The sequence below is a fragment of the Shewanella sp. SM71 genome (genome assembly GCF_025653905.1).
Classification (GTDB): Bacteria; Pseudomonadota; Gammaproteobacteria; order Enterobacterales; family Shewanellaceae; genus Shewanella; species Shewanella oncorhynchi.
Window position 1 is genome coordinate 1 of record NZ_JAKKRW010000002.1, and the last position, 21,455, is coordinate 21,455.

At 46.4% G+C, this 21,455-nt stretch carries 23 protein-coding genes and 1 other RNA gene; 13 read left to right on the plus strand and 11 right to left on the minus strand.

Annotation, left to right across the window (positions count from 1 at the left end; all coding sequences use genetic code 11):
- The 4 genes from L5L97_RS02450 to L5L97_RS02465 all read right to left on the minus strand — a co-directional run.
- Positions 1-175, minus strand: a 175-nt coding sequence (locus L5L97_RS02450) for a transposase (RefSeq protein WP_263148818.1), incomplete at its 3' end; no start/stop codon positions are given.
- A 151-nt stretch (positions 176-326) separates the two neighbouring features.
- Positions 327-536, minus strand: coding sequence for a hypothetical protein (locus tag L5L97_RS02455; RefSeq protein WP_105250224.1), 210 nt, complete (start codon positions 534-536; stop codon positions 327-329).
- Positions 537-687: 151 nt separating this feature from the next.
- On the minus strand, positions 688-2,178 hold the full coding sequence (locus L5L97_RS02460; RefSeq protein WP_263181894.1) for an FMN-binding glutamate synthase family protein: 1,491 nt from the start codon (positions 2,176-2,178) through the stop codon (positions 688-690).
- A gap of 11 nt (positions 2,179-2,189) precedes the next feature.
- Positions 2,190-2,807 carry a SixA phosphatase family protein gene (locus L5L97_RS02465; RefSeq protein WP_263181895.1) on the minus strand — a complete coding sequence of 206 codons (618 nt, stop codon included), beginning with the start codon at positions 2,805-2,807 and terminating at the stop codon, positions 2,190-2,192.
- Positions 2,808-3,033: 226 nt separating this feature from the next.
- Between L5L97_RS02465 and L5L97_RS02470 the strand changes: the two genes are divergently transcribed.
- From L5L97_RS02470 to L5L97_RS02480, 3 genes are all read left to right on the plus strand, one after another.
- Entirely contained in the window at positions 3,034-3,651 is a 618-nt protein-coding gene (locus L5L97_RS02470; protein WP_263181896.1) for a DUF5610 domain-containing protein, read from the plus strand.
- Positions 3,652-3,775: 124 nt separating this feature from the next.
- Positions 3,776-4,525, plus strand: coding sequence for a ferredoxin--NADP reductase (locus tag L5L97_RS02475; protein ID WP_105250220.1), 750 nt, complete (start codon positions 3,776-3,778; stop codon positions 4,523-4,525).
- A gap of 92 nt (positions 4,526-4,617) precedes the next feature.
- The gene (locus L5L97_RS02480; protein WP_131525196.1) at positions 4,618-5,214 is read left to right on the plus strand and encodes a glutathione S-transferase N-terminal domain-containing protein; all 597 of its coding nucleotides are present in this window, start codon (positions 4,618-4,620) and stop codon (positions 5,212-5,214) included.
- Positions 5,215-5,228: 14 nt separating this feature from the next.
- Here the strand turns inward: L5L97_RS02480 and L5L97_RS02485 are convergent, their stop codons facing one another.
- Positions 5,229-5,630: a hypothetical protein gene (locus L5L97_RS02485; protein ID WP_263181897.1), complete on the minus strand. Its 402-nt coding sequence runs from the start codon at positions 5,628-5,630 to the stop codon at positions 5,229-5,231.
- A gap of 220 nt (positions 5,631-5,850) precedes the next feature.
- Between L5L97_RS02485 and L5L97_RS02490 the strand changes: the two genes are divergently transcribed.
- The 5 genes from L5L97_RS02490 (at position 5,851) to L5L97_RS02510 (ending at position 12,687) form a co-directional block, all read left to right on the plus strand.
- Positions 5,851-6,858 (plus strand): Fe(3+) ABC transporter substrate-binding protein, encoded by a 1,008-nt coding sequence (locus tag L5L97_RS02490; protein ID WP_263181898.1) that lies wholly within the window; start codon positions 5,851-5,853, stop codon positions 6,856-6,858.
- A 76-nt stretch (positions 6,859-6,934) separates the two neighbouring features.
- Entirely contained in the window at positions 6,935-8,566 is a 1,632-nt protein-coding gene (locus tag L5L97_RS02495) for an ABC transporter permease (RefSeq protein ID WP_263181899.1), read from the plus strand.
- Complete coding sequence (locus tag L5L97_RS02500) at positions 8,566-9,645, plus strand: ABC transporter ATP-binding protein (RefSeq protein ID WP_263181900.1); 1,080 nt, start codon at positions 8,566-8,568, stop codon at positions 9,643-9,645. The genes L5L97_RS02495 and L5L97_RS02500 overlap by 1 nt, the downstream gene beginning before the upstream one ends.
- Before the next feature lie 145 nt (positions 9,646-9,790).
- On the plus strand, positions 9,791-11,503 hold the full coding sequence (gene ggt / locus L5L97_RS02505) for a gamma-glutamyltransferase (RefSeq protein ID WP_263181901.1): 1,713 nt from the start codon (positions 9,791-9,793) through the stop codon (positions 11,501-11,503).
- A gap of 248 nt (positions 11,504-11,751) precedes the next feature.
- A complete protein-coding gene (locus L5L97_RS02510) occupies positions 11,752-12,687 on the plus strand; it encodes a Dyp-type peroxidase (RefSeq protein ID WP_173496718.1) in 936 nt (311 codons plus the stop codon).
- A gap of 73 nt (positions 12,688-12,760) precedes the next feature.
- Here the strand turns inward: L5L97_RS02510 and L5L97_RS02515 are convergent, their stop codons facing one another.
- Positions 12,761-13,663, minus strand: coding sequence for a LysR family transcriptional regulator (locus L5L97_RS02515; protein ID WP_263181902.1), 903 nt, complete (start codon positions 13,661-13,663; stop codon positions 12,761-12,763).
- A 106-nt stretch (positions 13,664-13,769) separates the two neighbouring features.
- On the opposite strand from L5L97_RS02515, the gene L5L97_RS02520 reads away from it, so the two are divergent.
- Positions 13,770-14,402 carry an NAD(P)-dependent oxidoreductase gene (locus L5L97_RS02520; protein WP_219233867.1) on the plus strand — a complete coding sequence of 211 codons (633 nt, stop codon included), beginning with the start codon at positions 13,770-13,772 and terminating at the stop codon, positions 14,400-14,402.
- A gap of 147 nt (positions 14,403-14,549) precedes the next feature.
- On the opposite strand, the gene argR is transcribed toward L5L97_RS02520, so the two are convergent.
- Positions 14,550-15,020, minus strand: a complete 471-nt coding sequence (argR, locus tag L5L97_RS02525; RefSeq protein ID WP_006080175.1) for a transcriptional regulator ArgR — start codon at positions 15,018-15,020, stop codon at positions 14,550-14,552.
- Positions 15,021-15,314: 294 nt separating this feature from the next.
- Between argR and mdh the strand changes: the two genes are divergently transcribed.
- Entirely contained in the window at positions 15,315-16,250 is a 936-nt protein-coding gene (gene mdh / locus L5L97_RS02530; RefSeq protein WP_105250210.1) for a malate dehydrogenase, read from the plus strand.
- Between the two features lie 103 nt (positions 16,251-16,353).
- On the opposite strand, the gene L5L97_RS02535 is transcribed toward mdh, so the two are convergent.
- Entirely contained in the window at positions 16,354-16,752 is a 399-nt protein-coding gene (locus tag L5L97_RS02535; protein WP_263139676.1) for a thiol-disulfide oxidoreductase DCC family protein, read from the minus strand.
- A gap of 253 nt (positions 16,753-17,005) precedes the next feature.
- Between L5L97_RS02535 and folM the strand changes: the two genes are divergently transcribed.
- Entirely contained in the window at positions 17,006-17,752 is a 747-nt protein-coding gene (folM, locus tag L5L97_RS02540; protein ID WP_263181903.1) for a dihydromonapterin reductase, read from the plus strand.
- A gap of 137 nt (positions 17,753-17,889) precedes the next feature.
- On the opposite strand, the gene L5L97_RS02545 is transcribed toward folM, so the two are convergent.
- The 3 genes from L5L97_RS02545 to L5L97_RS02555 form a co-directional block, all read right to left on the minus strand.
- The gene (locus L5L97_RS02545; RefSeq protein ID WP_263181904.1) at positions 17,890-18,588 is read right to left on the minus strand and encodes a 5-formyltetrahydrofolate cyclo-ligase; all 699 of its coding nucleotides are present in this window, start codon (positions 18,586-18,588) and stop codon (positions 17,890-17,892) included.
- A 9-nt stretch (positions 18,589-18,597) separates the two neighbouring features.
- Positions 18,598-18,778: non-coding RNA, 6S RNA (gene ssrS / locus L5L97_RS02550), on the minus strand.
- A gap of 117 nt (positions 18,779-18,895) precedes the next feature.
- Positions 18,896-19,198 carry a cell division protein ZapA gene (locus L5L97_RS02555; RefSeq protein WP_105250206.1) on the minus strand — a complete coding sequence of 101 codons (303 nt, stop codon included), beginning with the start codon at positions 19,196-19,198 and terminating at the stop codon, positions 18,896-18,898.
- Positions 19,199-19,433: 235 nt separating this feature from the next.
- Here L5L97_RS02555 and L5L97_RS02560 point away from each other — a divergent pair, with 235 nt between their 5' ends.
- Both L5L97_RS02560 and ubiH read left to right on the plus strand, forming a co-directional pair.
- Entirely contained in the window at positions 19,434-20,009 is a 576-nt protein-coding gene (locus L5L97_RS02560) for a UPF0149 family protein (RefSeq protein ID WP_105252998.1), read from the plus strand.
- A 179-nt stretch (positions 20,010-20,188) separates the two neighbouring features.
- Positions 20,189-21,430 carry a 2-octaprenyl-6-methoxyphenyl hydroxylase gene (ubiH, locus tag L5L97_RS02565; protein ID WP_263181905.1) on the plus strand — a complete coding sequence of 414 codons (1,242 nt, stop codon included), beginning with the start codon at positions 20,189-20,191 and terminating at the stop codon, positions 21,428-21,430.
- Positions 21,431-21,455 lie beyond the last annotated feature (25 nt).

Genomic DNA, 21,455 nt, shown 5'->3' on the forward strand with positions numbered 1-21,455 from the left:
TTGGTGTGCCACCCTGGCGTTCTAGTTTTAACTGTCTCACCCATTTATCCATAGTGGACTTACCTACGTTCATCGCCTTTGCAGCTTCGATGATGCTATGGTTTTTATCGAGGACTAATTGGGCTGCTTCAAGTTTGAATTCAGCACTAAATGTTTTTCTGGTTGTCGATCTCATGTGTTCACCTAAAGTCATCTACGAGGTAATAATATCACCTCTATTTAGGTGGCCAAAATTAGTGTGCCACTACAGTGAGAACGTCCGAGAATAGAGGTGAGCCTCTATTCTTGATGCTCTAGAGAGACTCTAGAGATAAAATATGGCTGAATTAAGCTACGCCGTTCAGCTTCCCCGCTTTCCAACCTTCACATAAAAGATTCAATTTAGGTACTGACTCATCTATCAAAGTGAGTCGAATGATCTGCCCTTCGCGAAAACACACCAGTTCACCTTCGATCTCGGTCAGGCGATTACAGCTCTTACAGCTAGTGCTTACAGTTTTACTGGCGGGCAGTTGGCTTACGAAGCTAGATTTCAAAGTGTTTCCTTAAGTTCAATTGTGGGTAAGACATTTGAATAATGTCTCACGTCACGGATCTTACCTCTTTTGTGATACGCATTCAAATATACCTTATGTAAACCCTATATAGACGAAAGTTGTATTCGCCATTAACCGCGAGGGTTCGCGGCTACTTATCCATATGTGCATAGTATTTATCGAGTGAAATGGATAAACCGCTATCGAGTACAATTCGGACATGTGAGGGTTTGAGTTGTCTTGGTTCTGTCACTCCGCAAGAGTGCGCAATTAAGGCTAAGTCATGGTGTAAATTATGATTATAGTTAGCAACACGAGCCGATTTATCCCTAGGATCGAGTCCTTGTTGTAGCTTGGGATTGTGCGTTGTGATGCCCGTTGGGCAGGTATCTCTATTGCACTGTAAGGCTTGAATACAACCGAGGGCGAACATATTGCCACGGGCCGATGCGATGAAGTCGGCACCTAATGCCAAAGCCCAAGCGACTCTTGATGGCACTATGAGTTTACCCGAAGCGATGACTTTGATGCGCTTACGTAAGCCTCGTTGGATCAAGATATTAATTAGGATAGGTAAGCTTTCCTTCAGTGGTAATCCGACATAATCCATTAAAGGTTGTGGTGCAGCGCCTGTGCCGCCATCGGCACTGTCTAAAGTAAAGAAGTCGGGGGCAGAGTCTTCGCCACGGCGTTCAATTTCATCACATAAATCTTCGAGCCACTGCACGTCACCGAGTACGGCCTTAATGCCCGTTGGTTTACCGGTAACTTCACGTACTCGTTCAACCATATCCAAAATATCGTTCACGGATTTGAATTCAATATGACCATTAGGGCTAATAGAGTCATAACCCTGAGGAATACCGCGAATATGGGCAATTTCAGCCGTGACTTTGATCCCAGGTAAAATGCCACCTTTGCCCGGTTTAGCTCCTTGACTCATTTTAATTTCGAACATTTTGACTTCGGGATGAATGGCTATCGACTTGAGCTTTTCATCGTCTAAATGTCCGTGCTCATTACGTACACCGTATTTGGCCGTTCCAATTTGAAAGACGATATCGCAGCCACCTTTTAGATGATAAGGGCTCAAGCCGCCTTCACCTGTGTTAAGCCAGCAACCCGCCTGCGCTGCACCGTGGGAAAGGGCGGTAATTGCTGGGCGCGATAGAGCCCCAAAGCTCATGGCTGAAATATGACAAATGGCTTGAGTCGTATAGGGTTGGCGGCAATTGGTGCCAATTGTCAGTGGATGAATGGGTGTGATCTCTTCATCTTGGGTTGGGAAGGCGGTATTCATAAACATAACAGTACCGGCTGTATCCAAGGGGCGAGTCGAACCAAAGGCGATAGTTCTATCAACATTTTTAGCCGCGCGGTAAACCCAACTGCGTTCTGCACGGTTGAATGGCAGTTCTTCTCTGTCTTGGGCAAAAAAGTATTGTCTAAAGAACTCGCCTTGTTTCTCGAACAGATACCGAAAGCGACCAATTACTGGGTAGTTATGTCTTACCGCTTGTTTGGTCTGCATTTTATCTGCGATATACATGTAAATAACCGCGAGTACTGCGAGTCCTATTACAATCAAAAACAGCCCTGAAAATAGATCGAGTCCCCACATAAACCAATTGAGTTCACTCATGTTATTTATCCTTATTCTTGTCCGTAACGGGTGGCGATCAAGCTCGCAGGTTGGTCATCATTAAGAGAGAGTAAAAACAGCTGGCTATAATCATCTTCGCTGATCGCTTGGGTCTCTGGTCCGCCAAGGGCTTTAATGATCAGTGGGACAGTGTTTGAATGCCCAACGATGAGTGTATTGCCCTTTACTGCATGCACTTGTTCAACAATGTGTTGGATATGTCCTTCGATAGGTTTGGCTGCTTCTACTATCGTCACAGGTAAATGGCGAGCCTCGGCGATGGGCGCGAGTGTTTGCTGGGTTCTTAGGTATTGAGTCGCAATAAGTTGCGAAAGCGGCGTGCGGCTCAAGGCAGTGATCAGTGATGTTGCGCGCATTTCTCCCTTGGGTGATAACTGCGGGTTATTGGCTGGCGTGTCGGCTTTTTCCGCATGTCTGACTAAAATAATTAGTCTGCTTTCCGCATGAGCTTGGCTAATGGGAGTAAAGCCGAGGCAAGTGAATATGACGAGGCTTGTTAGCAGGCTAAAGCGTTTTATATTGATACCCAGATTATGCTTAAAATAGTGCTTAAGGATTAGTGTAAACCCGTGAAAGCGGAAATGACTCAAACTGCGGCCTGCTGCCATGGTGTAACATCCTTTTCTATTGGCTTATGTCTAAGCTCAGCGATAGTAATGATCTGCATTGCGGTGGGTTGGCGCTTTATGCACCTTATTAAAGAATGAACCCACTTAATTTATGTGGGCCTTATCATGGCCTTGTGGTCAGATGGTACTTCAATTCTAAAAATTACTAAAGCTGGTTAAATTTTGGTCGATAATTAAGTCGACCCGAATTGAATGGATAGTCATCATGGAAATCAATAAACCCTCTCAAGTGCAAAGTACTCCTTTGCCACAAAAAAAATATGCTGAAAACGCGGCGTCTAAGAGCACCGACGTGAGTGATTCGAAGGACGCGAAAGCCACATCGAGGCAAACGGCATACCAGACAAGTAAGTTATTAATGAATCAAGCGATTTTATCGGCGCAGCAAGAGGTCAACATTAAGTCAGGCGATCAGTCTATGACCTTGCTCTATCGTGCTGCTATTGATGCCATAAACAAAGAGCTAGCGCCTACTATGGGCGAAAACGCGACTCAAACCGCTTATGATAATGGCGTTGATATGTCTCCAGAGGCCACAGCTGATCGCATTGTGAATTTTGCGACTAAATTCTTTGGGATTCATCAGCAGCAACATTCAGGTATGAGCTTAGATGAACAACTCGATAGCTTTATGGGGATTATTGGCGGTGCCATCGACAATGGCTTTAAAGAGGCTAAAGATATTCTGTCCGGCCTTAAAGTATTGCAGGGTGATATTGCCGATGGTGTCGATAAAACCTACAGCTTAGTGCAAGAGGGGCTGCAAGCCTTTAGAGATAGCTTTAACAAGAAGACTGATGAGACAGCATCGAGTCCGAGTTAATACCTCAGTATTTTCAGTTCTATATTCAGCGTTATAGTCATAAGCCCCTTATATAAGGGGTTTTTGTTGTGCAGAAAAAAGTCTATGCTGGAAGCCTATTTAACGTTTCGCTTGAGGGCAAGTTATGTGGATTAGGGGACAAGTGATAGAACGTATTGATTGGAGTGATAAGTTATTCTCATTGCGCATTGCTGCCGAGTTAGCTCCATTTATTCCTGGTCAGTTTATCAAGTTAAGTCAAATGCAAGATGATAAGCGTGTGGCTAGAGCCTACTCCTTAGTTAATTCTCCCGATAAACCCTATGCCGAGGTGCTCGCCGTTGCGGTAGAGGATGGCCTGTTATCGCCTCAATTACACAACCTTGCAATAGGCGATGAAATTGAAATTACCTCAACCGCGACTGGTTTTATGACCTTAGCTGAAATTCCTAAGGGTGAACTCCAAGGGAAGCATTTGTGGTTTTTAGCCACAGGAACAGCAGTAGGGCCATTTTTGTCTATGCTCGACACCGATGAACCTTGGGAGCGTTTTGAAAAAGTCGTGCTTGTGTATGGCGTGCGCGAGGCACAGGATTTGGCATATCTTGATAAGTTGCGTAATTTAGAACGCAAATACCCTGAACAATTTACATTAGTCTTGAGTGTGACCCGTAAACCCTTTGCCGATGCTTTACAGTGCCGCATTCCCGAGGGGATAGTCTCGGGTGAAATCGAAAAAAAGGCAGGACTAACCTTAAACGCAGCTGACTCTCAAGTTATGATCTGCGGCAATCCGGGTATGATTAATGGTGCGCAAGCCGCTTTACTCGATAAAGGGTTAGTGAAGAATTTACGCCGTGCTCCTGGGCAAATTACCGTTGAAAAATACTGGTAATCTCAATTTTACATAGAAGGCGAGAGTAAACTTGTTTCCGTTCTTGCCCCTAAAAAGCCATAGCGTTTAATGCAAACAAAAGGAAATTTTTGATGAAGTTGTTAAGTTCTCAAGCTTCGCCCTATGCCCGTTGTGTAAGAGCCTTAATCCAGTATCTAGGGATTAACAATATTGAAGAGCAGTTAGTTAATCCCTTTGAAAACAGCGCCGAATTACTCGATGCTAACCCGTTAGGACAGATCCCATGTCTTATTACCAACGATGGTGTAGCACTATTCGATAGTGAAGTGATCATGCGTTACCTAGATGCAGAGCTTGGCGATCGTAAGATGTTTGGGATCTCAAATAATAACTGGGTGCTGGAGTGTCAGTATTCTTTAGTCAAAGGCTTAATCGATAGCGCGGTGAAATTACGCCAAGAGCAAATGCGTGAAGAAGAAGGCGTGAGATCAGTATTTTGGACTGCACGTTTTGAACAAGCACTGCTGCGCGGCCTTATGCAGATTGAGCTTCAAACTGTGATCACCCAAACCACGATTCAAGCACCGCAATTAGCCTTGATTTGCTTACTCGATTATGTGGATTTTAGACATCCAGAGCTAGATTGGCGTAAGGTTGCACCTGCGACAGCACTTTGGTTCAGTGAAATGCGTGATTTACCTGCATTTATTCAAACTCGTCCCCAATAATCCGCAGAGGATGCTCAACCGTCGGTTGCGCGTCTTCCTTTTGGCCTATCACGGCGATTTTGTTCACCAAAAGCGCCGAATAACTCACGAGTAACCCCATATTCTACTCTGCGATCATTGCCTAGTTGGCGCCTGTCTTCATGGTGTTGATAGCGGCATTGGCAGTTTGCCATAGTGCATTCTTCCATCGGAATTTCAGGCGCATCTTTCGATAAAAATCGTTTTCCAGAAAGCGCTTCAATCTGCTCACAACAACTGCCGTTATTCACTATGCTCACACTGTGAAAACTGTGAGTTTTATTAATACTGGGATCTGCAGCTTGAGAAGAGTGTTTATGTCTTTTGGGACTAGTATTGAGTTTGAATAAGCCAAATAGCGCAATTGCGGCTACGCCTAGCAGCAAAACAGTTAACATAACGCCTCCTGAAAGCATTTTAATCAAATTAAGGTTCAGTTTAGTTTGATTTGAGATAATCTCAAATTTTCAGATTAATACCATTAAAAACATAAAGTTAATTAGCTGCTTGCTCTCAAGTTCCGTATCTATTACTCTTGCGAAACTGATAAGCATTATCATTAATGCGTTAGTGTTCTAATTTTGCAGAACACGTCATCACTTTGGGGAGAATTCGGTAATGAAATGGGTAACTTGCGCGGCTGTTTTTGGGTTAATGTCGATTGGGCATTCAGCGAATGCAGATGATAAATTAACCGTTTATTCTTATCGCCAAGCTTTCTTGGTGGAGCCTATCCTGACGCGTTTCACCGAAGAAACTGGCATAGGTGTGAATTTGGTATTTGCTAAAGACGGTATTGCCGAGCGTCTCGTCCGTGAAGGCCGTTTATCCCCAGCGGATCTTGTGCTGACGTCTGATTTTTCACGTTTAGTTGAATTAGTGGATAAAGATCTAACCTCTCCAGTCAAAAATCCCCTGCTAGAGAGTAATATTCCTGCGCAGTATCGCGATCCCGACGGCCAGTGGTATGCCCTGACTATGCGGGTGCGAAATCTCTATACAGCCAAGGATCGTTTAGGCCAGCAGCAATTGACCTATGAAGAATTAGCCGATCCCAAATATAAAGGAAAGATTTGTACTCGCAGTGGTAAGCATCCATACAACATAGCGTTAGTCGCATCTATGATTGCTCATCACGGTGAAGCTGAGGCAAAAACTTGGTTACAAGGCGTGAAAACTAATTTAGCCCGCAAACCTCAGGGGAACGACAGGGGGCAAATTGCCGCAGTAAAAGAAGGTGTGTGTGAGATCGCCATTGGTAATAGCTACTATTACGGCAATATGTTGCAGGATCCTGAGCAAAAGGCGATCGCCGAAGCTGTGACGCTCAACTTCCCGAACCAAGCTGACCGCGGTGCCCATGTGAATGTGTCTGGCATGGTATTAACTCGCCATGCGCCTAATAAAGCCAATGCGATTAAATTGATGGAGTTCTTATCCGCCGATGTGGCTCAGAAGGCTTATGCCGATGTGAATATGGAATATCCAGTGAAAGCCGATGTGGCACCTTCATCTTTAGTGGCTTCATGGGGTAAGTTTAAGTCAGATCAATTGCCCATTTTTAAGTTGGCAGAATATCACCAAGCGGCGGTTAAGCTATTAGATGAAGTGCAGTTTGATCTCTAGCTCCAGTGCTAGCGACAAAATGCAGATTTAGGTTATCAGCGCCAGTGATTGGCGCTGTGACGTTTTAAGGATTGACATGATTTTAGGATTAGCCAGAAGCTGGTCGCTTGCTGGTTATGCCGTGGCCGCCTTGCTGGTATTGCCACTATTTGCGTTGATATTTCAAGCTTTTCAGCCTGACGAAGCCGTGTTTGGGCACTTGATGGCAACGGTTCTGCCGACATATATCATTAATAGTTTATTGCTGATTTTCTGGGTGAGTCTGGGGGCGTTATTACTTGCGTTACCCTGCGCTTGGTTGATGGCTCGTTGTGACTTTGTCGGCAGGCGATATTTGCAATGGGCGCTATTATTGCCCCTTGCTATGCCTGCGTATATTGTTGCCTACGTCTATACCGATTTACTCGATTATGCGGGGCCAGTGCAGCGCGGTCTTCGTTCGATATTTGGCTGGGACTCACCGCAGGATTATTTCTTCCCCGATATTCGTACCTTAGGCGGTGCGGCGTGTATGTTGTCGCTGGTATTGTTTCCCTATATTTATCTCTTGGCACGTACCGCTTTTATGGAGCAATCCTTAAGTTTGGCGCATGCTTCGCGCATTATGGGCTGTTCACCGTGGCAAAGTTTTTGGCGTTTATCTTTGCCTATGGCAAGGCCTGCGCTCGCCGTTGGGGTGGCTTTAGTGGCGATGGAGACGGCCGCTGATTTTGCAACGGTTAACTATTTTGCCGTGCCTACCTTAACGACAGCCGTGTACGACACTTGGTTGGGTTATGGCAATTTGACCGCCGCCGCTAAGTTATCGGCGATTATCTTGCTGGTAGTGTTTAGCCTGATTGGATTTGAGCGTTTTGCCCGTCGTAAACAGCAGTTATTCCAAAAACAATCACGTATACAAGTCACTGACTTGTATCGACTCTCGATGACTCAAACCTTGGTCGCACTGAGCTTTTGCGGCATGCTATTGCTATTAGCCTTTCTGTTACCTTTCGGGATTTTATTATCCTATGCGATTGGTTACTTTGAACAAAGCTGGGATAAGAGTTTTTGGCAATTGAGTCTTAACAGCCTCAGTCTTGCGCTGATCACCAGTTTACTCTGTTGCTTAATCGCCTTACTGCTTATGTTCGTTCGCCGGATAAGCCCAAGACAGAGTGATGCTTTGCCCTCACGGTTAGCTTCGACGGGCTACGCCTTACCAGGCACTGTGCTGGCTATTGGGGTATTAGTGCCTTTAACTATGCTAGATTTTGCGATTAACGATCTGGCGGATCTTGTCGGCATAGCAGGTCCTGGTCTTATCCTTACAGGCAGTGTGATTGCATTGATTTTTGCTTTTTGTGTACGTTTCGTGGCAATTGCGATTGGCAGTGTTGAAAGCAGTTATAAACGCATCTCGCCATCGCTAGACATGGTGAGCCTGACCATGGGGCAAACTCCTCGGCAACTTTTGCGGCGGGTGCATTTGCCTTTACTTGCTAAGGGATTGTTTGCGGGCGCTTTATTGGTGTTTATCGAAAGCATGAAGGAACTGCCCGCTGCGTTATTGCTGCGGCCTATCGGCTTTGAGAATCTTGCAACTTATGTATTCCAGTTTGCGTCCGATGAAAAACTCGAGCACGGCGCATTAGCTGCTATTGTGATTGTACTAGTGGGTTTAGTGCCGCTTATTTATTTAAACCGTTCATTGGAGCATCACAGCTGATGACAAGTACGCTCAAGCTTAAGCAAATTCATAGCGATTATCAGGGCCAGCAAGTACTTAAAGGTTTGAGTTTAACGCTCGCCCAAGGGGAAATCCTGGCGTTGTTAGGCCCAAGCGGTTGTGGCAAGACGACCTTATTACGTGCGGTTGCTGGATTACAGGCCATAAGCCAAGGTGAAATCCAGATTAATGGCCGCATAGTGAGTGGCAATAGCCAGTTTGTACCTAGTGAGCAGCGCGGCATCGGCATGATTTTTCAAGACTATGCGCTTTTCCCTCATTTGACTGTGGCGGAAAATATCCTCTTTGGGGTGGCTAGATTGTCGGGCGCAGAACGTCAGGCACGTTTGGATGAAATGCTAGCCTTGGTCAAACTTGAAGGGTTGGCACAGCGTTATCCCCATGAATTATCTGGCGGTCAGCAGCAGCGAGTTTCGATTGCGCGGGCACTTGCCTATGAGCCGCAATTATTGCTGCTTGATGAGCCTTTTTCTAATATTGATGCCCAAGTGCGTTACGAGATGATGGCGGAAATTCGCAGCATCTTAAAACAGCGTAATGTCAGCGCGGTGTTTGTTACTCATAGCAAGGATGAAGCCTTTGTATTTGCAGATACTTTAGCCATCTTTAATCAAGGCATCATAGTGCAGCATGGTAGTGCCGAAGCCTTATATGCCGCCCCAAACAGCCGCTATGTGGCGGACTTTTTAGGTAGCGGTAATTACTTACCTGCAGCAGTGTTTGATGGGCACAGTGTTGTCACTCCCATAGGCCATTTAACCAGCCTTACGCCATTAAATTTGCCGAGTGAGTTCAGCGGAACAGTATTCTTGCGACCACAGCAATTGACGCTCAGCGCCGATGAACAGGGCGTTGGTACTATCACTGAGCGACGTTTCTTAGGCGCCTTTTGTCATTATTGGGTCAAAATTGAAGCCGCTTCCCATGCTTATTATGTGGAGGTGCGTAGCCAAATGATGCAGCTCACTATCGGCCAAAAAGTTGGGGTAACGACTGAGCCGCATTCGCTCGTGTTGTTTGAATCTTCAGCATATTCAAACTGTGGGGACCCAATCTAAGCGATGAGTATTTATTCAATGCTGATATGGCATAGCCAACTAAAGTACGACATTTTTGCTTACGTTTAACTTGGGTCTATGCGGTATTGGTTGGTGATCTTTTCGACCATCCTTGCTACTTTTATCCTCCGGTTTTGGAGGAATTATGATAAAAACAATAAATTCAATTTGTACCCTCGTTATTGTAGCAACGGCAATATCGTCTTCAGGAGTGATGGCCATGGATAGGATCACAGGTAAAGCCTTCGCAACGCGATCAGAAGTGTATGCAACCCAAGGGATGGCGGCGACCAGTCAGCCTTTAGCCACGCAAGTCGCTATTGATATACTCAAACAGGGCGGCAGTGCGGTCGATGCAGCGATTGCCGCTAACGCCATGTTAGGGTTAGTCGAGCCAACGGGGTCGGGTGTCGGTGGGGACTTATTTGCTATCGTCTGGATCGCAAAAGATAAACGCCTCTATGGTCTTAATGCATCGGGGCGCAGTCCCAAATCCTTAAGTTTAGAAAAGCTTAAATCCCTCGGATTAGACTATTTACCGCCGCTTGGACCTTTGCCGGTTTCTGTACCGGGCACTGTGGACGGTTGGTATGAGCTGCATAATAAGTTTGGTAAATTAGCTATGGCTGATAACCTCGCGCCTGCAATTCATTACGCCCGTGATGGTTTCCCAGTGTCAGAGTTGATTGCCTATTACCTTGATGGCAGTGGTAAAAAACTGGCTAAATTCCCCGGTTTTAAAGAAACCTATATGCCTAATGGTAAGATGCCTACCGTAGGGGAAATCTTTAAAAATCCCGCGCTTGCTAACACCTATGAGAAAATTGCCAAGGGCGGCCGCGATGCTTTCTATAAAGGTGATATTGCCAAAAGTATTGATAAGTACATGAAATCCCAAGGTGGTTATTTAAGTTATGATGACTTAGCCAGCCATACTAGCGACTGGATAGATCCCGTTTCGGTGAACTACCGTGGTTACGATGTGTGGGAACTGCCACCTAATGGTCAAGGCATTGCGGCGCTACAAATCTTAAAAACCATGGAGCCCTTTAATGTGGCTGCCATGGGCTTTAATAGTCCTGAATATGTGCATTTATTTGTCGAAGCAAAGAAACTCGCCTTTGCCGACAGAGCTAAGTTTTATGCCGACATGGCCTTTAATAAAGTGCCCGTTACCGAGCTTATCTCACAGAAATATAACTATGATCGCGCTAAGTTGATTGACCCTACAAAAACCGCCAAGAGTGTCGATGCGGGTAATCCAGCGTTGCAACATGGCGATACTGTGTACCTGACTACCGCTGACAAAGATGGCAACATGGTGTCACTCATTCAGAGTAATTACCGTGGTATGGGGTCAGGGATGACACCACCGGATCTCGGCTTTGTGCTGCAAGACCGCGGGCAAATGTTTGATTTAACGGAAGGGCGTTTTAATACCTACGCACCGGGCAAGCGTCCATTCCATACCATTATTCCGGCTTTTGTGACCAAAGACGGTAAACCTTGGCTGAGCTTTGGGGTGATGGGCGGCGCGACTCAGCCACAAATGCACGCGCAGATTGTAATGAATCTGATTGATTTTAAAATGAACTTGCAAGAAGCGGGCGATGCCCCCAGAATTTTGCATATGGGGTCAACCGAGCCCACAGGCGAAGTGATGAAGGATGGCGGCTACGTCAGTTTGGAATCAGGTTTTCCGGTAGAAACCCGTCGTGAGTTGATTAAGAAAGGCCATGTACTGCGTGATGGACTTGGGGAGTTTGGTGGCTATCAAGCCATTGGATTTAATGCCGAAACCGGCGTATATCGTGCGGCTTCTGAGAGTCGCAAGGATGGTCACGCCGCAGGCTATTAACACTAAGATAAATGCTAAGGTAAACTCAACACTGAGTGAACCTGACGTCATTGATTCGATTTAACTGATTGGCGAGACTTTAATGGTCTCGTCAATTTTTATGTTTAAGGGTCTGGGGTGGGATAATGCTCCGCTATTGGCATTATCATAAACAGATCAGAGCAAACTGTGCGTTAGTTAATGTCATTTTTAGGTAAAGTTGCGGATAATATTGCCGAAAATGAATTTAGAAAAAGGGTGATAACCAAATGGATATTCAAAATATGCCGCGTGAACAGTTGGGTGTGTGTGCAGAGGGGAACTTACACAGTGTCTATTTGATGTTTAATGCCAATGACAATGTCGAGTCGCAATTACGTCCCTGTCTTGCCAACGTTGCGCAGTATATTTATGAGCTGACAGATCAATATTCCGACAGTGCATTCAATGGTTTTGTTGGTATTGGTGCTAATTATTGGGATAGCCTCTATCCTACTGCTCGCCCTGAACTGCTTAAACCTTTCCCTGCGATGCAAGTGGGCAGTCGTGAAGCGCCTGCAATTGAATATGATTTATTCGTGCATATTCGCAGTGATCGTTACGACATTCTGCATTTAGTGGCTAATGAAATCAGCCAAATGTTTGAAGACTTAGTGGAGTTAGTTGAAGAAGAGCGTGGCTTTAGATTTATGGATAGCCGTGATTTAACCGGCTTTGTCGATGGCACCGAAAACCCTAAGGGGCGCCACCGCCAGGAAGTGGCACTTGTGGGTGATGAGGATCCTGAGTTTAAGGGTGGCAGCTATATTCATGTGCAAAAATATGCCCATAACTTGAGTAAGTGGCATAGATTACCAGTTAAAAAACAAGAGGATATAATCGGTCGAACTAAGCAAGATAATATCGAGTATGAATCTGAAGATAAGCCACTGACCAGCCATATCAAGCGCGTTAATCTTAAAGATGCCGATGGTAAGTCAATGGAGATCCTGCGTCAGAGTATGCCCTATGGTTCGCTGAAGGAGCAGGGATTAATGTTTATCTCTAACTGCCGCACGCCAGAACATTTTGAAAAGATGCTGCATAGCATGATGTTTGGTGATGGCGCAGGCAATCATGATCACTTGATGCATTTTACTAAGGCGATGACAGGTTCATCTTTCTTTGCCCCTGCATTGGATTTTATGCTGCAGTTCGACGAATAAGCTTTCTATAATCAAGCCGAATTAGTATCAATCGAGACGCACTTAAGCTAACGCCTAAGTGCGTTTTTTTATGCTAATGCGCGGGAACCCATTTTTTGATATCGAGCTGCCATTGCAGGGCGGTGAAATCGATAAAGGCGCGCACTAGATTTTGCTGATAACTGCGGGACAAATATACCGCCCACAGGGTTTGGCCTGGTGTCGTAAATTCGGGTAAGACTTCTTTGAGCTGACCACTGGCAAGGTATTGGTTAGCCAAGTCACAGGGTAACCGCACTATGCCATGTCCACGTAGCGCCGCACTGACCAACACTCCCATATCGTTAGCCTTAAGATTCCCTGTAACTTTGACGTGCTCGGCTTGCAGTTCTTTTAGAAAAGGCCAGTTTTGTTGCGCTGAGTGTATGAGGCAGTTGTGGGCTAGCAGATCAATGGGTTCGAGGAGTGGCGTTGCGCTATCAAGATAGCTCGGCGCCGCGCAAAGTACCGCATCTATGGTCATCAAACGCCGAGCAATGAGATTCTCATCGGGTTGCTCGGTATAGCGTAGCGCCACGTCGACTCTCTCATCTACCAATTGCGCAAAACTGTCCGACATCACCAGTTGAATGTTGACCTTAGGATGAATTTTAATAAAGCGATCAACGACATAAAACAGACTGTGCTGCCCAAGGCCAATAGGCGTAGCGATACGAATACTGCCTACCAGTTCACTGTTATGGCTGTGGGCACGACTCTCCATGGCAGCAACTTCACTTAAGATCCGCTGGCAAAATTGTAGCGCTTCCTCACCCTGCAAAGTCAAGCTGGCGCTGCGCGTGGTGCGGTGTAATAAGCGTAAACTCAACCACTGCTCCACTTCTTGAATATGACGGGAAACCTGCAGGCGGCTGAGGTCTAAATGTTCGGCAGCTTTGGTAAAGCTGCCACAGTTTGCGACTTCGACGAAACTGCGTATAGCGGCAATTTTATCCACATTAGTATCCTATATTGAAACAATCATGCTCAATTATTGATGTTTATTAGGTGAAAAACTGCAAGTAAACTGGATCCAATGTAAATCATCTGAGTGAGACAATGAAATGAAAATCGCAATTTTAGGTGCAACGGGTTGGATCGGTGGTGCAATTTTAAAAGAAGCACAGAGTCGTGGACATCAAGTGACAGCGTTAGTGCGTGATCCAAGTAAGTTATCCGTGGCTGACGTGGCAGTACGTGCCGTGGATTTAGAGCAGCCATTGGTCGCCGATACCTTTGCTGGCGTAGATGTCGTGATTGCCGCCGTTGGTGGCCGCGCCCAACAAAATCATGGTCTAGTGGCGAGTACGGTTCAGCATTTACTGGATGTGCTGCCTAACGCTAACGTGTCACGTTTATTGTGGGTCGGTGGTGCTGGGAGTTTAGAAGTGGCGCCGGGTGTGACGCTGGTCTCTAGTCCAGATTTCCCAGCAGCATATAAAGATGAGGCGTTAGCTCAGGGTGAAGCTTTGCAGGTATTCCGTGCGGCGCAAACGGCAATCAATTGGACCTTTGTGAGCCCAGCCGCTGAGATTTATCCCGGTGAGAGTGAAGGCCCGTACCGTCTTGGTGGCGACAGCTTCTTTACCGATGCTAATGGTCAAAGCCGTATCTCTGTAACCGATTACGCAAAAGCCATGGTAGATGAAGCCGAAAAGGGCACTCACCCAAACCAGCGCATCAGTGTGGCTTACTGATATCGTTATAGTTGAGTTAGATATTGTGAGTTAGATATTGTGCTGGAATGTGTAACGTAATCGGGACAATGGCCAAATAACCAGCGCGGTATTGCACTTCAAAATGTACAGATAAAATAGAACAGGTCAGCTCACTGACCTGTTTTTTTATTCTGCGTAATTGAATAAAGATTTGATGGTTTCTAAGGTATCGGCGATATCTTGGATGCTCGATGGGCAAATAAAGATAGTGTCATCACCGGCAATCGTACCCAAAATGCCTTCTGGTTTACCGATAGAATCCAATAAACGGGCAATCAGCTGCGCGGCACCTGGGCTAGTTCGCACGACGATCATAGCTTGATTGTGATCGACGTCGAGTACCAAATTCTTCAGTGGGCTACCCGCGGTGGGTACGCCTAATTCGGCTGGTAAGCAATACACCATCTCTTGCTTAGCGTTGCGAGTCCGCACTGCGCCGAACTTGCTGAGCATGCGTGACACTTTCGATTGGTTAATATTACCAAAGCCTTCAGCTTGCAAGGCGGTGACGATTTCACTCTGAGAGCCAAAGCGCTCTTCTTTTAAAATCGACTTAAAAATTCTAACAAGGTCATCCTGATTCTTGGTCGTTTGCATAATATTATTATTCGTTATTCAAAAAAACAGGCCCATTTTGAATATTTTTAGAAAAATTGTCAACAAATAACCAGATTGGTTGAATAAAAATTCACTAAGCCCCAGTGGTTAAGCGTTTGTAGGGGGCGTAAAAATCCCAATTTGAGTAATTGTTCTACATTGCTTCTACGTTATTCCGGAATTCTTTTGTCCCACGACTAAGGGATAATTGAAATTGTTGTGACATTCCAGTAATGTGACGCCAACGCAAATTAGATCCATGTCACACATATCCGAGAAATAACGGAGATAACTATGAAAGTTGCTGTACTTGGTGCTGCTGGTGGTATCGGCCAGGCTCTTGCCCTACTGTTAAAAACTCAATTGCCTGCGGGTTCACAATTGTCTCTATATGATATCGCACCGGTAACTCCGGGTGTTGCGGTTGACTTGAGCCACATTCCAACTGCTGTTGAAATCAAAGGTTTTGCTGGTGAAGATCCAACGCCTGCCCTCGTGGGTGCTGACGTTGTTCTAATTTCTGCTGGTGTTGCGCGTAAGCCTGGTATGGATCGTTCTGATCTGTTCAATATCAATGCGGGTATCGTTCGCAACCTGATCGAAAAAGTAGCGGCAACTTGCCCTACGGCTTTGGTTGGCATTATCACTAACCCAGTCAACACGACCGTAGCTATCGCTGCAGAAGTGATGAAAAAAGCGGGTGTTTACGATAAGAACCGTCTGTTCGGTATCACGACATTAGACGTGATCCGCTCTGAAACTTTCATCGCCGAATTAAAAGGCCTGAACGTTGCTGACGTTAAAGTGAATGTGATCGGCGGCCACAGCGGCGTGACTATTCTGCCATTACTGTCTCAAGTTGAAGGCGCGACTTTCACTGACGAAGAAGTGGCAAGTTTGACGACTCGCATCCAAAACGCGGGTACAGAAGTGGTTGAAGCTAAAGCCGGTGGCGGAAGCGCGACTCTGTCTATGGGTCAAGCGGCTTGCCGTTTCGGTCTGTCTCTGGTTCGTGGTCTGCAAGGCGAAGCTAACATCGTTGAATGCGCCTATGTTGACGGCGGCAGCGAGCATGCTGAATTCTTCGCACAACCTGTGCTGTTAGGCAAAAACGGTATTGAAAAAGTACTGCCTTACGGTGAAGTGAGTGCATTCGAAGCTAACGCTCGTGATTCTATGTTAGATACGCTGAAAGGCGATATCAAACTAGGCGTTGATTTCGTTAAATAATCTTTCGGATAATCTTTTTAGATTATGACGAATTAAAAACGGAGCCATTGAGCTCCGTTTTTTTATGCCTGGGTTTTACATTTTACCAGGCGAATTCAGTCGATCAGCGGCGCTTAGTGGGAATTTGGCAGTTATCATCGCAGCGGGCTTTGCCCGTCAGTAAATAAGAGATGCGATATCTGTTTTTTGCGAATCTGAGATAGCACCAATCGGCCACAGTTTTAATCACGGGCAGGCGTAATAGTTGGATCCAAGCGCGTGTTCCTGTCAGTGCCCACGCTTTGCAAGTGACATCTAACCCGAGTAACACTTCGCCCGTTGCGGTTTCGCCATGGAGAATCGTATTAGCGTAGTCTCTATCGATATGGCTGAAGCGCTTACTAAAGTCTGGCGCATTTAAATCCTCAAGCGCAATCAAGTTCTTCGGATCGCGCGCTTTCAGTTGACGCATTTCGGCGCTACATAATGGACAATTTCCATCGTAAAAAATCCGCAGTTCCATCGGTATTACCTCTGATGACTTGATCACAATACTTGAAGTGAGTACTCAAGCTTGGTTTTCTTCTACCCTATACGCAGAATAAAGGGTTTTAGATCGAAGCGATTGTAGAACGGATCAGCATCTCATTGGGCTTTTTGTTAGGTTAAATTCAAATGAGTGCAGTAACATCTTGGTTATTCATCAGTTTAACTTGATTGCTGATTTTTAAGCGAACAAGGTAAAGCCTGACCAATAACGACTCAAAAGGATAGGTATGACATCTCCCATCATAATCACAGGCGTGGGTAAGCGTATCGGTTACGCCTTAGCCAAACATTTTCTCGCCCAAGGTCAGCAGGTGATTGGTACCTATCGCAGCCATTACGCTAGCATAGATGAGCTGAACGCCTTAGGTGCGACTCTGTATCCCTGTGATTTTTATGACGATACTCAAGTGCGATCCTTGATTGATGAGTTAGCTAAGCTGCCGCAAATTCGCGCCATTATTCACAATGCCTCGGACTGGCTGCCGGATCCTGTGCTTACAAAGAATGAGCCTTTCAAGAGTGCCACTTTTGCACCGAGCCAAGTGCTGCAGCGGATGATGCAAGTGCATGTGAGCGTGCCCTATCAGTTGAACTTGGCCTTAGAGGCGCAGCTACGTGCCGCTGCTGGCGATGAAATCGGTGCGAGCGATGTGATTCATATTACTGACTATGTGGCAGAGAAGGGCAGTCAGAAGCATATCGCCTATGCCGCCAGTAAAGCCGCGCTGCACAATATGACGCTATCCTTTGCCGCCAAATTTGCGCCCGAGGTGAAAGTGAATTCGATTGCGCCGGCGATGATCCTATTTAATGCAGGAGATGACGTTGCCTATCAGCAAAAAACCTTAGCCAAAGCGCTGTTGCCGAAAGAGGCGGGGAATGAGGAGATTATCGACTTAGTCGAATATCTGCTAAATAGCCGCTACGTCAGTGGTCGCTGCCATAATGTCGATGGTGGCCGGCATTTGAAATAAAGACGAATATAGAACGGCCTGCGGCCTCTAGAGCGCCATTGCATGGCTCTAGAATCTAGATTCAAGAAGAAGTCGTTATGGAGCAACGCTCTGCTTTTTCTAGCAGCGAAGCGCCCTAGCTTCTAGATCCTTCTTTTTCAAAACGTCAGTACCCGACTTGGAGTGATGATAAATGGCAAAGGCACATCCCAATACTCGCAGGGTAAACTCGTCACTTGCTGACAGTTGTGGGCGTAACCCATAGGCAAAGGTTTACCTTTAAGCTGCCAGTTTGCCAGCGTCCTATCGTAATAGCCGCCGCCCATGCCCATGCGATTCCCCATTAAATCAAAAGCCACTAAGGGCGTGATAACCACATCTAACTCTGTCACTGGGATAATGGTGCGCACATCTAATTTAGGTTCTAAGATGCCGAATTGATTGGGTTGCATGGGGGTGTCTGCGGTGTAATGCAGGAATAATAATTGTCCGGCATTGAAGGGATGTAACCTAGGCAGATAGGTGTTTATGCCCATTTGCCACAGCGCAGCGATAAGCGGTGGCGTGGCGAGTTCGCCATCATGGGTGAGATATAATGCCACATGTTGCGCTTTGTTGGCCTGCAATGCATCGAGCATTCGCTGGCAGGCGTTTAAACTTGCTTGGGTTTGTTCTATTTCGGAGAGAGATTTACGGGCGGTGCGAATGGCTTTGCGTAACAGATTGCGGCTTTCTTTTGTATGGAGTGCGATATTTGCCGCATAGCTTGCAACATCTACGGCATCAGCGACTTCTACGGCAAGGTTCGCCGTGTCGCTTTGGGCATTCAAATGAGAAAGTTTGGAAGATGTAGACATAGAATTAAGATGCTCCCCAGAATGCCGCTACCGGTGTAGCCCTTGAACCGTAGGTTCAAGGCGGGTAAATGATTACCTCCTAAGGCTTCTCGGTACAAGCCGAGCATGCACAATGTCAGTAAAGCATTCACCCTAATTTCAAAATTATCGGCACAGGGACATTACCAGTTGGCATGCATCCCAGGGAGCAAAACGGTATTGAATCGCTAAAGCATTGGTTTATTTAAATAAGCCAGTTTAGCCATTCACTGTGCGTCAGTTGGTTTAACTCAATGAGTGTTAAATCACTAAGGTGCACAGTTTAAATCTATTTAGTTGAACGCTCAACTAAGGCACTTTCGAGGGTCGACTGCAGCAAGCTGATCCTGTCGTCCATCTGTTGCATGTAGTGCTTATTTTTTTGCTTTTCTTGGAACAACTCGTGTCCAATATTCAGCGCCGCCATAATCGCAATTTCTTCACGGCTTAGGCTATTGGTTCGGGTTTTTAACGCACTGAGTTGTTGTTCAACTCCCAACGCTACCGTACGTAAGGCATCCTCTTGACCTTTCGGGCAAGCGATAGAGTAGGTGCGCCCAAGTAGGGTAATTTCAACAGCACTGTTACTCATGTCGCGGGTGATCCTTTCGTTAGCCTCTTAGGGCGGACTATATAGGGCTGATCTTAAAAGTGCAAGGTAAGCCGCAAATGGATTGGTCTTTGACGGTTTTGTTTGCTGTTTGTGTGAGCAGTTGGATAGTTTTTTATCAGGGCGTGGCCGATTTCGCCATTATTGGGATTCAGTATTGGTTCAAGTCTTTATCTCTGCTAGCATTGCTGCTGGAAAAATCTTATTGGGATCTGATATGGCAACCCCTCCTTCGTTACGTATCGACAGCTTAAAACTCGCCTTAGATGCGGCTGAAATCGGCCAGCATCCGGTAGAAGTTCACGGTGCTTTAGTCGGTTTAATCTGCGGTGGTGTAGAGCAAACTGGCGACACTTGGATCAAGCCTTTATTCGACCTGATGAACGATGGTCAACCTTTGCCAGCGCAGTTGCACCAATTAGTGTGTGATTTGTTTAACGATTCAGTGACGCGTTTAGTGGATTTTGAATTTGGTTTCATGCCGCTGTTGCCCGAAGAAGAAGAGCCGCTCAGCCAACGTGTTGAAGCCTTGTCCCTGTGGACCCAGAGTTTTTTGACTGGCATGGCGATTATTCAGCCGAAACTGAATCAAGCCTCGGCAGAAGTACGTGAAGTGATCAAAGACTTGGCGGAAATTGCCCAAGTGGAATTTGATGTTGCCGACGATGAAGAATCCGAAGCCGCTTACACTGAATTACTCGAGTTTGTACGTATTGCAGCCATCATGTGTTACTCGGAGTTTGGTCCTGAGCTTCCCCATGGCGAGGCTGACGATACTGCGGTTGTGCATTAATTTACCGCGGTTGTTTAATGTTCAATAAGTTAACACAGTAGTGGCTTAATTAGATGTCAAAGGTGGGCAAACCTGCCTTTGAGTCCATAGCACTGGTATTTTTGAGTGCATAGCATTGATGTTTACATCTTTTATGTTTACATGCCTTAGTGTTATGCCAAAGCTTGAATGAGATCCCCATGACGGCCACAAATCACATGGATACTTCAGTTCAACACGTCGACATCGCGATTGTAGGCGGTGCGATGGCGGGGGCGACCCTAGCGTTAGCTCTCGCGCGTCTTTCTTTATCCGCAGCTCGGCCACTTTCTATCGCCTTAATCGAAGCGCACCTTCCCGATAAGCAACACCCCGGATTCGATGCCCGCTCTATTGCTATCGCCCATGGTTCTATTTTCGAATTATCCCGTTTAGGTTTATGGCAAAAGCTCGCCCATTTGGGCACGGCGATTGAAAATATCCATGTGTCGGATCGCGGCCACTTTGGCATGACAGAACTCAATGCGGCGCAGTTTCATTTAGATGCCCTAGGCCAAGTGGTTGAGCTTGAACGGGTTGGCCAAGTGCTGTTTAACGAGTTGAATAAGAGTAGTGTCAAACTCTATTGCCCCGCCAAGCTTGCCCAAGTAGAACCCGCCGTTGAAGGTCACACCTTAGTGCTCGATACGGGCGAGCGAATTCAAGCCAAACTTGTGGTCGCAGCCGATGGTTTGCAATCCAAAGTGCGCAGCAGTTTTAATTTGCCCGTGACTCAAGTGGCCTTCGAACAAACGGCCATTATTGCCAATATTCAAACCGCCGATTTGCCAACCAATAGGCCTCACAAACATTGGGCCTATGAGCGCTTTACCCAAACGGGTCCATTAGCGTTATTGCCTATGGCTGATAGCCAAGGTCAACCTCGCTTTTCTCTCGTGTGGGCGCTCGATGATGTGCGGGCTAAACAGATGCAAGACGCGCCTAAGGCTGAGTTTTTAGCGGCGCTGCAACAGGCCTTTGGTTATCGTGCGGGCACGTTTATCGATGTCAGCGCGCGCCATGCGTATCCGCTTAATTTGTCCTATATGCCAAGGCCAATTCATCACAGATGTGTGTTTATCGGCAATGCGGCGCAGACACTGCATCCGATTGCGGGACAAGGGTTTAACCTAGGGTTGAGGGATGTGGTGAGTTTGCTTGAGGTGATCCAAACGGCGCTAGCTCAGGGCGAAGATATCGGCTCCGCCGCGGTGACCCATGCGTACCTTAATGCCCGCGAGCACGACAGAAACAGCACTATCCGAAATATCGAATTTTTAGTCCGTGGCTTTTCAAACCAATATTGGCCGATGGCGCTGGGGCGTAACTTAGGATTACGGCTCTTGTCTTGGTTTCCGCCACTGAAAACCCCCGTCGCTCAAAAGGCAATGGGCTGGAAATAACTCAGCAATTTACTGGTATCGCAAC

What these genes read in the sequence shown, in the direction of transcription:
- L5L97_RS02460 (WP_263181894.1), bottom strand. Translation starts at nt 2,178, where the DNA reads ATGAGTGAACTCAATTGGTTTATGTGGGGACTCGATCTATTTTCAGGG.
- L5L97_RS02465 (WP_263181895.1), bottom strand. Translation starts at nt 2,807, where the DNA reads ATGGCAGCAGGCCGCAGTTTGAGTCATTTCCGCTTTCACGGGTTTACA.
- L5L97_RS02470 (WP_263181896.1), top strand. Translation starts at nt 3,034, where the DNA reads ATGGAAATCAATAAACCCTCTCAAGTGCAAAGTACTCCTTTGCCACAA.
- L5L97_RS02475 (WP_105250220.1), top strand. Translation starts at nt 3,776, where the DNA reads ATGTGGATTAGGGGACAAGTGATAGAACGTATTGATTGGAGTGATAAG.
- L5L97_RS02480 (WP_131525196.1), top strand. Translation starts at nt 4,618, where the DNA reads ATGAAGTTGTTAAGTTCTCAAGCTTCGCCCTATGCCCGTTGTGTAAGA.
- L5L97_RS02485 (WP_263181897.1), bottom strand. Translation starts at nt 5,630, where the DNA reads ATGTTAACTGTTTTGCTGCTAGGCGTAGCCGCAATTGCGCTATTTGGC.
- L5L97_RS02490 (WP_263181898.1), top strand. Translation starts at nt 5,851, where the DNA reads ATGAAATGGGTAACTTGCGCGGCTGTTTTTGGGTTAATGTCGATTGGG.
- L5L97_RS02495 (WP_263181899.1), top strand. Translation starts at nt 6,935, where the DNA reads ATGATTTTAGGATTAGCCAGAAGCTGGTCGCTTGCTGGTTATGCCGTG.
- L5L97_RS02500 (WP_263181900.1), top strand. Translation starts at nt 8,566, where the DNA reads ATGACAAGTACGCTCAAGCTTAAGCAAATTCATAGCGATTATCAGGGC.
- ggt (WP_263181901.1), top strand. Translation starts at nt 9,791, where the DNA reads ATGATAAAAACAATAAATTCAATTTGTACCCTCGTTATTGTAGCAACG.
- L5L97_RS02510 (WP_173496718.1), top strand. Translation starts at nt 11,752, where the DNA reads ATGGATATTCAAAATATGCCGCGTGAACAGTTGGGTGTGTGTGCAGAG.
- L5L97_RS02520 (WP_219233867.1), top strand. Translation starts at nt 13,770, where the DNA reads ATGAAAATCGCAATTTTAGGTGCAACGGGTTGGATCGGTGGTGCAATT.
- argR (WP_006080175.1), bottom strand. Translation starts at nt 15,020, where the DNA reads ATGCAAACGACCAAGAATCAGGATGACCTTGTTAGAATTTTTAAGTCG.
- mdh (WP_105250210.1), top strand. Translation starts at nt 15,315, where the DNA reads ATGAAAGTTGCTGTACTTGGTGCTGCTGGTGGTATCGGCCAGGCTCTT.
- L5L97_RS02535 (WP_263139676.1), bottom strand. Translation starts at nt 16,752, where the DNA reads ATGGAACTGCGGATTTTTTACGATGGAAATTGTCCATTATGTAGCGCC.
- folM (WP_263181903.1), top strand. Translation starts at nt 17,006, where the DNA reads ATGACATCTCCCATCATAATCACAGGCGTGGGTAAGCGTATCGGTTAC.
- L5L97_RS02545 (WP_263181904.1), bottom strand. Translation starts at nt 18,588, where the DNA reads ATGTCTACATCTTCCAAACTTTCTCATTTGAATGCCCAAAGCGACACG.
- L5L97_RS02555 (WP_105250206.1), bottom strand. Translation starts at nt 19,198, where the DNA reads ATGAGTAACAGTGCTGTTGAAATTACCCTACTTGGGCGCACCTACTCT.
- L5L97_RS02560 (WP_105252998.1), top strand. Translation starts at nt 19,434, where the DNA reads ATGGCAACCCCTCCTTCGTTACGTATCGACAGCTTAAAACTCGCCTTA.
- ubiH (WP_263181905.1), top strand. Translation starts at nt 20,189, where the DNA reads ATGACGGCCACAAATCACATGGATACTTCAGTTCAACACGTCGACATC.